The 8,062-nt window shown below is 65.7% G+C and carries 5 protein-coding genes and 2 pseudogenes; 4 read left to right on the top strand and 3 right to left on the bottom strand.

The genetic code is table 11. The annotated features are described in order from the left end of the window. Together AC5JJ6_RS31575 and AC5JJ6_RS31580 are read left to right on the top strand one after the other, a co-directional pair. Positions 1–394: pseudogene (locus tag AC5JJ6_RS31575) on the top strand (hypothetical protein); the annotation flags it as partial. 86 nt (positions 395–480) lie between these two features. Further along, on the top strand, positions 481–1,542 hold the full coding sequence (locus tag AC5JJ6_RS31580) for a glycosyltransferase family 2 protein (RefSeq protein WP_496045847.1): 1,062 nt from the start codon (positions 481–483) through the stop codon (positions 1,540–1,542). Here the strand turns inward: AC5JJ6_RS31580 and AC5JJ6_RS31585 are convergent. After that, positions 1,500–2,399: an NAD-dependent epimerase/dehydratase family protein gene (locus tag AC5JJ6_RS31585; RefSeq protein ID WP_496045848.1), complete on the bottom strand. Its 900-nt coding sequence runs from the start codon at positions 2,397–2,399 to the stop codon at positions 1,500–1,502. The two genes, AC5JJ6_RS31580 and AC5JJ6_RS31585, sit on opposite strands and share 43 nt — an antisense overlap. Then, positions 2,396–3,076: a class I SAM-dependent methyltransferase gene (locus AC5JJ6_RS31590; protein WP_496045849.1), complete on the bottom strand. Its 681-nt coding sequence runs from the start codon at positions 3,074–3,076 to the stop codon at positions 2,396–2,398. The genes AC5JJ6_RS31585 and AC5JJ6_RS31590 overlap by 4 nt, the downstream gene beginning before the upstream one ends. A gap of 262 nt (positions 3,077–3,338) precedes the next feature. Between AC5JJ6_RS31590 and AC5JJ6_RS31595 the strand changes: the two genes are divergently transcribed. Next, on the top strand, positions 3,339–4,184 hold the full coding sequence (locus AC5JJ6_RS31595; RefSeq protein ID WP_496045850.1) for a VanZ family protein: 846 nt from the start codon (positions 3,339–3,341) through the stop codon (positions 4,182–4,184). Then, positions 4,159–5,793 (top strand): sulfatase-like hydrolase/transferase, encoded by a 1,635-nt coding sequence (locus AC5JJ6_RS31600; RefSeq protein ID WP_496045851.1) that lies wholly within the window; start codon positions 4,159–4,161, stop codon positions 5,791–5,793. The genes AC5JJ6_RS31595 and AC5JJ6_RS31600 overlap by 26 nt, the downstream gene beginning before the upstream one ends. 15 nt (positions 5,794–5,808) lie before the next feature. Here the strand turns inward: AC5JJ6_RS31600 and AC5JJ6_RS31605 are convergent. Next, positions 5,809–8,062: pseudogene (locus AC5JJ6_RS31605) on the bottom strand (hypothetical protein); the annotation flags it as partial.

Genomic DNA, 8,062 nt, shown 5'->3' on the forward strand with positions numbered 1-8,062 from the left:
CGCGATCACGGGGCGGCGCAGCGCCTTCGCCACGTATCACAGCACACGCAACCGGATCTGGATGTTCGTCAAGAACATGCCCGCCGTGCTGCTGGTGCCGCTCATGCCCGTTCATGCAGTGCTCAACGCATTGCTGCTGCTGCGTGCGCTCCTCCTGGGGGAGGCGGGCGCCATGCTGCGCGGGCTGCGCGACGCACTTGGCGGCATCGGCGACGTCCTCGCCAGCCGCCGGATCGTCCAGGCGCGGCGCGTCGTCTCGGTGACCGGTCTTGCGAGCCGGATGGACTGGTCGATCGGCGGCCTGCTCGGCAGGCGGTCCAGAAACCGGCCGCTCGCACCACCGGACATTCCGCCGGCCGACCTCCAACCCGCACATCCTTCCCCGACGCGCTAAGGAGGAAAAGCGACCCAATCGGGAAAGTGCTCTCGCCTATCGAAAACTTTAGAAAAATTTAACATTTTCTCAATCGGACCATTTCAATGAACAAGGTTGTTTATCTCGATACGAGGCGCCGCCGTGCGCCTGTCCCATCCGCCGCTTCCACAGGACTGGAAGCCGCCCCGGCACCGCAGGCCATCCAGGTCAGCATCGTCATGGTCAGTTTCCATACCGGCCCGGAGCTGGACGAAGCGATCGATGCGGTACTGGCGCAAAACATCGATCTCGAGATGATCCTAGTCGACAACGGCAATCCCGAAGAGGTGACCGAAGCGCTGAAAGTCCGCGCCCTCGCCGATCCGCGGCTGAACGTGCTTACGGGTCATGGCAATATCGGCTACGCCGCCGCCTGCAATCTGGGCGCACGGAATGCCTGCGGAGAATATCTGCTTCTTCTCAACCCGGACTGCGTTCTCCAGCGCGATGCACTGCGCGACCTGATCCAGGCGACCGAGGGGGCCGTCCGCCCATGGGTTGCCGGTTGCCGTATCGTCAATCCGGACGGTACCGACCAGCGCGGTTCCCGCCGCGAGCTGCCGACGCCGTGGCTGACGCTGGTCGAAGCGTTGCGGCTGGACCGGCTGGCCCCGAACCACCCCTATTTCCGCCGGCTCAACCAGCACGACCAGCCGCTGCCGGAGCAGACCGGCGTGGTGCCGGCGGTGAGCGGCGCCTGCATGCTGATGCCGCTTGACGACTACCGGCTGATCGGGGGAATGGACGAGCGCTACTATCTCCATGTGGAAGACCTGGATCTTTGCTTCTCCATCGCCAAAGCGGGCGGCGGCGTCCTGTTCGTACCCCAGGTAAGCATCGTCCACTACAAGAGCACGAGCGATGCGTCGGCCGTGCGGATCGAATGGTACAAGGCACGCGGTTTTACTCAGTATTTCCGCAAGAACTTCACGGGCCTGTATCCCGATCTCTTCCTGACGGCCGTCAACCTACTGGTATGGTGCTATTTCGTAATTCGGCTCGCCAGTCTGATAAAGACGTCGACGGTCGGCACTATGGCGGCCCTGTTCCGGCGGACCGGCGCGCTTCAATCCATCGGCACCGATCAAAGCGGCGGGAAAGACGGACGGAAGGGCCGCGCCGCATAGCCCAGGCACCGGACGGCTTCGCTGTCGTCGAACGACAGGTCCTGGTTCATCCGCGCGAACAGCGCGGGGCTATACTCGACCCCGGTCACTCTCCGGACCAGCCCGATCCCCGCCGCAAGCAGGGGAACGGGAAGGGGCACGATCCGTACGGGACGGTCGAGAGCGGCGAAAACGCGCCGGACCATCTCCCTGTACGTAAGTGTCTCGCTACCGGGCAGATTGATCGATTTTCCCGCTGCCCGGTCGTTGTCGAGTGCGGCCAGCATGGCGGCCGCAACGTCGTCGGCATGGATCGGCTGACGCAGACCGGAGGCGGGAGCCCCCACGGGGAAGAAACCGAAGCGCCTGATGACCCTTGCGATGGCCGTCACATTGGCGTCGCGGCGGCCATCATGGATCAGCGTCGGTCTCAGGATCGTCCAGCGCAGGCCGGCCGAGCCACAGAAGGCCACGATCTCCGACTCGGCCTCACCCAACCGGCGCGCCAGATCCCGTTCCGCCGGATCGGCGCTGTCCGATTTCACGAGCACGCTGGTCGATCCCAGTGCGACGATCTGTCCGGCGCACGACAGGCGTGGCAGTAGCGCCGGCAGAAGCCAGAGCGGCAGGAGCGACAGCACCGCCGTCCCCGGTTCGACCGCCCAGTCGGCAGGGTCCGTGACGTCGAGGCGACGCCACGTGAACGCGGGAGTCAACCGGGTTTCGCCGGAGTCGGAGCGGCGGCCGGTGCATATGCCGGTCCGGCCGGCATCCGTCAGCCGCTCGACCAGGAAGGGACCGACCAGGCTGCTTGCTCCCAGCACCAGCACGGGCGCGAGGTCGGGGGACGGACTGGCCGGCGGCATCGGGCCATTCATGGTTCTGCGTCCTGTCTCAACCGGCAAAGGAACGCGGTTTCGTTGTTGACCATGGCGGGCAGTCTGCTGAACGGCACGCCGACGGTCCGCTCGATCCGGAACCGGCCGGCCAGCCGAGTCGCCAGACGGCGGTGGTCGAAGCCTATATGGGAATAGATATAGGGTCCTTCGGGCGTATCGCTGACCAGCCTGGCGGGTGGATCGCCCAGCAGGACGGACCGGATGGTCTGCCAACCGACATCCTCGGTTCCGCGCACCTTGCGGAACAGGCATTTCACTGCGCCTGCCGGCCCCAGTTCGCAGGGAACGGTCATGACGATCCTTGTCTCGGGAGACGCCAGGGCGGCGATCCTGTCAAGGGCGACCTCGATCGTGGCATCGTCCAGGTGCTCCAGCACTTCCATGCAGAAGATATGGGAAAAACGCCGTCCCGCCAATCTCTCCAGGCCGGCCGGGTCCCCGATCAGGTCCGGACAGCCGGGACCGGCGGGGAACTGTGCGGCCATGGAGCCGAAAGGCTCGAACCCGACCAGCCGGTCGGGCGATACGCCCCTGTCACGCAGCAGGCGCAGGAAGAAACCGTCGCCGCAGCCATAGTCGAGCACCGAAACCGGCGCTTTCGGATCGACCAGCCGGAGCATGGCTCGATAGCGATTGCCCTGAACCAGCCGTTTCAAAGGGTTGTGCGACCTGTATGTAAGTTCCGCATATGACATGAAGGCGGCGTCCGGTCCTTTGCGGGCATGATGGTTCTATGTCTAAGTATTCAGATATGCAGCGGAATTCAGCCCCGATCCTTTTTATGATCGCTTGCCCAAATATCGTCACCAACATTTTTGTTGAGTCGACGTATTCTTGACTTTAATCATTATCGTGTTCTTTGGTTTAGAAGGCTTTTATGTTTATGAATAAACCGTTAATTTCTTGCGCTTCCCTGCGATGACCGACAGGGATCCAGCCACGGAGCCAAGGTCCCGCTCGGGAAGACTGCTCTATCCGCTGGCGGCGCTGCTGGTGATAGCGTACGTCAATACCTTCGAACTCTGGGCTGTTCTGGTCGAATCGATCGGCGCCGGACGGGCGGCACTGGTCCCCTTCGCGGCACTCGCGTCGGCACTGGTCCTGGCGGGCGGATGGATTGTCGTTGGACGGCGTGATATCCGGATAAATCCCGTTCTTCTGATCGCAGGACTTGCGCTGGCCTTGCTGGGACTGGCCCTCACGGATCCTGAATATCCCGCAAAGCGCATCCACGTCCCGCAATATTTCCTGCTGGCTCTGGTGCTGCGCCGGGCGCTTTCCGACCACTTGGGAGGCGCGCCTTTGACGGCGGCAACCGTCGTGATCACCCTGATCTTCGGGATTCACGACGAAATGCTCCAGGGTCTCCACCCCAGTCGCACCTACGGCTTGCGCGACATGGCTGTCAATGGCACCGCCGGCGCCGCCGGTGCGCTGATGGCCGCTGGAGTGGGACTGCGGCGCGGGGCTTCAGGTCCCTTCCACCTCCCCCTGGTCATCGGCGCCGCGCTGGCATTTCAACTGGCGGCGCTGGCCTATCTCGTCCTGGGCTTGGCGACCGGCTGGGGCGGGCTTCCGGACGTGCCGCCTCCGGTCTGGGCCGGAACACCGGTCTTGCCCGGCGGATTCGCCCTGATGGTTCTGGTCCGGGCCGGCAGCCCTTGCTCCGGCATCCGTCACCTTTGCAGGGTGATCGTATGGATCACCCTTCCCTTCGTCCTTTACCCGGTGATCCCCCATGTCACGCCGCTGGTTTTTCGCTAGCATCGCCGCCGCCCTGCTCCTGCTCGGCGGGGCGGGATACGCCACCTGGACGCGGTACGGAAAGCCGGAGCGGCTCAACCTGATCGTCCTGACGGTGGAAAGCTTTCGCGCCGACTTCATCAGGCCCGATGTGACGCCCAATCTGCTGGCGGCGGCGCGCTCCGGGCTGCGCTTCTCCAGCCACCGGACCATCTCGGCCTGGACGGCGCCCAACGTCATCTCGGTGCTGACGGGTACCGGTTCCTTCGCCCAGGGGGTCCATGCGCAGCGCCAATCGGTCCCGTCCGACTGGAAGACGCCCCTCGAAACCCTGTCCGATGCCGGCTGGCGGGTAACAGGGCTTCAGAGTTTCATGCAGATCGATACCTTCCGGGGGCTGGGACTGGCGATCGAACCGGGCGAAGAGCCGGTTCCCTGGCTCCGGCGGCAGGGGGACGCACGCTCACCCTTCGCGCTCTGGTACCACTATCTCGGCACACATCTGCCGTACAAGCCGCCGCCGGGATCCATGCCCGGCCTGGAAGCCCTGTTGCCGGCGGGCGACAAGGCCGCACTGGCGCGGATGGAGGCGGTCATGAACCAGCTGACCATCCGGAGCGGAACGGTCGCCTTCGAACCGACCGACGCCGCCGCCGTGGCGGCGCTCCATGCGGCGACCTACCGGGAGTTCGACTCGTGGTTCGGAGAGTTCTGGAGCTTCTTCCAATCGAGCCGACTGGCGGCGAACACCATCCTCGTGGTGACCGCCGACCACGGGGACGAGCACCTGGAGCGTGGTCATGTCGGTCACGCCTCGACCACCCATGACGGTCACCTGTATGAAGAACTGGTCCATATTCCGCTCTTCGTCTGGGTTCCGGAAGGTGCTTCCGCGGCGAAGGGCGGTCAGGTCATCGACGCGCCGACCGACCACCGGGACATCATGCCGACGGTGATGAGCCGGCTGGGCATGAAACCCGGGATGCCGCTGGAAGGGCGCGACCTGCTGAGCCCAGGCACGGCCGCCGCATATTCCTGGATGGGGTTGACCAGCAAGGCCGGCTTCCAGGAACCCGACCCGGACGCCATCCGGGAGTTCCGGAGCGCCATCATCGACGGCCGGTGGAAACTCCACCTCTTCCACCTGGACGGCGTCGTGGCCGGCCGGAGGCTCTATGACCTCCAGGCCGATCCGGGAGAGAGGAGCGACCTTGCCGGCCAGCATCCGGATATCGTCGCGCGGCTTTCCCGGCCGCTGGAAACCGCTTTCGCGTCCCGCAGGATCGTGCTTCCTGCAGCGGTCGCCCATGACGGCGGTGCGGAAGCCCCGGTCTGGCGCGTTCCCGCCACGAGCGGGCCGGTGACGCTGGACGCGGTCGCCCACGGCTTCCGTATGGCGTGGGACGGCAAGCCCGATGCCGACTATGTCATCCAGTATCAGGCCGGAGACGGGCTGCTGAGCCTGAAGGGAGAGCTGGAGACCACGGGTACGTCGAGGGAGCTGGGGCCGGTGGACCCGGCCTATTGGAAGAACTACATCCTGCCCTATGGACAGGTCCGAATCCGCGTCGGCCCGGCTGGCCGCGACGACCGCTGGAGCGACTGGCTGGTCATGACGCCGGTCCCCTGATTGCCGCCCCGGTCCTTATCCCGGCGGCGGCTGGAGGCTGGCCCGGATTGCGGGATCGGAGAGAAACTTGGGCAACTGCCCGATCAGGTCCGAGAACCGCGCGGTTGAGACCGGATCGCCGATCCGGTCGAGCAGCCGCAGAGCCTCGGCCGGCAGGCGCAGGCATGGGTCGGCGAGAGCGTTGCGGACCGGCCCTTCCAGCCACTCGGGCAGCGGAATGCCCGGTTCGACCGCGCCGCGGGCGAGTTCCAAGGCCGCCGACCGGGCGGCGCAGGAGGGATGCGACGCCAGTCGCCCGATAACTTCGCGGAGCCTGCCATCCTGCATCGAAGACCCGGATGGACGCGAAAGCGCCATCAGACGGGCGTGCAGCCAGGGCTGGCTGACGGGATGGCGTGCAGCCATGTCCATCAGCACGCCATCCCAGGCGGCGGACCGGTATTCGGGAGAAGCGGCAAGCAGATGGCAGCGGATCGCCTGAAGCAGCGAGAAGGCCGTCGCGAAGTCACGGTCCGGTACCGCCCGAAGCAATTCCGGGACGTGGCCGGGCAGCAGGCGCCCGATAGACTCCAGGGCGATCATGGCCTCAGCACCCTGTCCGTGCATCGGTGCGCTTCGCCTGATCAATCCGGTAAGGTCGTCCGGCACTTCGCCCGGACCGACCGAAGGAACCGGCGCCGGTGCAAACGCCGGGCAGGCATAGTCGCCGGGCGGATCGCGCCGGTAGGGCACGCCACCCGCCGGCCCGTCGATCCGCTCCAAATCTACGGCAACGGCCTCGCCTCCTCGTGTGAACCCGTCGGAGCCGTCCGCGCCGATCAGGAAGGACGGTCCGGGCAGGCCACGCGCGGCATGGCCCTGCCCCCAGCCGTTCGAGCCGAGCGAGAAACGGTCGGAACCGCCGCCGTCCAGCAGGAACCCCATGCCGTTGGCGGTGCCCGCCCCCTGCGCCAGGCTTCCAGCCTCGTAGGCGTCGTCGCCGCCGTCGTCTTCCAGGGCACCCAGACCCATGTCGAGCCCCATGCCCTGGCCGACGCCCTGCACGGCCAGATATGAATCGGTGCCGCCGCCATCCGTCAAAAGCCCGATGGCGCCATGCACGCCGGCGCCCTGGACATAACGGACACCGTCATAGCGGTCGTCACCCGCCGCGTCCGACAGCACGCCGATTCCCTGGAAATAGCCGGCCCCCTGGCCAAACATCTCGACCGCGTAGGAGTCGTTTCCGGAGTCGTCGCGCAGGATGCCGATCCCTCCGCCGTGGCTGGCCCGCAAACCGGTACCCATACCCTGCGCCTGACTGAGACGCGCATCGCGTCCAAGGGTATCGTCCGGCCCGCCGGCACGATACCGGTCGTTGCCGCCAAGCTCCCACAACAGCGCCGTTCCGCCGACCTGGCCGAACGCTTGGCCGCGCTCGTCTATCTCGAAGCTGTCGTCTCCCGCTCCATCGATCAGAACGGCAACTCCCTCCGCCGCTGATGCCTGGGAGAACGTCCGTGCGGCATACCGGTCATTGCCCGACCGGTCGAGCAACAGCGCCACGCCGCCCAGCGCCGCTCCCTGCGCTCCGATGGTTCCGTCGTGCATATCGTCGCCGTCTAGATCGATCAGAGCGACCAGCGCCCGAACCGCAAGCGAATCGCCGACGTAACGGTCGTTCCCCTTCAGGTCCAGGATCGTCAACTGGCTGTTCACGACAGGGTTGGAGAAGGCATAGGTGTCGTTGCCGGCAGGATCGAGGATCAGAATGACATCCGAATCGATCGGATGATGATCGTCAACGGCCGATCCGATCAGGATCCTTCCCCAAGGCGTGGTCAGAGACCTTCTTTCCCCAGCGTTCCCGGCTTGGACTGCCGACAGGTCACCGGCCAGGGCGAGCGCATCGGAAATGAAGAAGGGGGCAAGACGCCGGGCGGCAGCGCCGGTCTCCGCTCCCCCTGCTGCCCCCAGTATCGGTTCGGTCGGCCCTCCCGTTCGGATATCCTCAAGGATGGCGCCGGGATCGCAGCATGACGGCGCCTCCGGAAACTCCGCAAGAAGACCGGCGGTCCGCCCCGCGTAATCGGTCAGCACCTTTTCCAGTCCGGAGGGGACGAACACCGGACCGGAAGGCTGGTTCCCGGCCTGCAAACTTTCCGGCAGACCGGCCAGCCCCAGTCTTCTGACAGCCTCATCAGCCAATGCAGCGGCGCCGGTGGCTGTCTCGACCGGGTGCATCATCCGCTCAGGCAGATCCGGCATGACATCGGCGGGAACGTCGAAT

This window comes from Skermanella sp. (genome assembly GCF_059503625.1).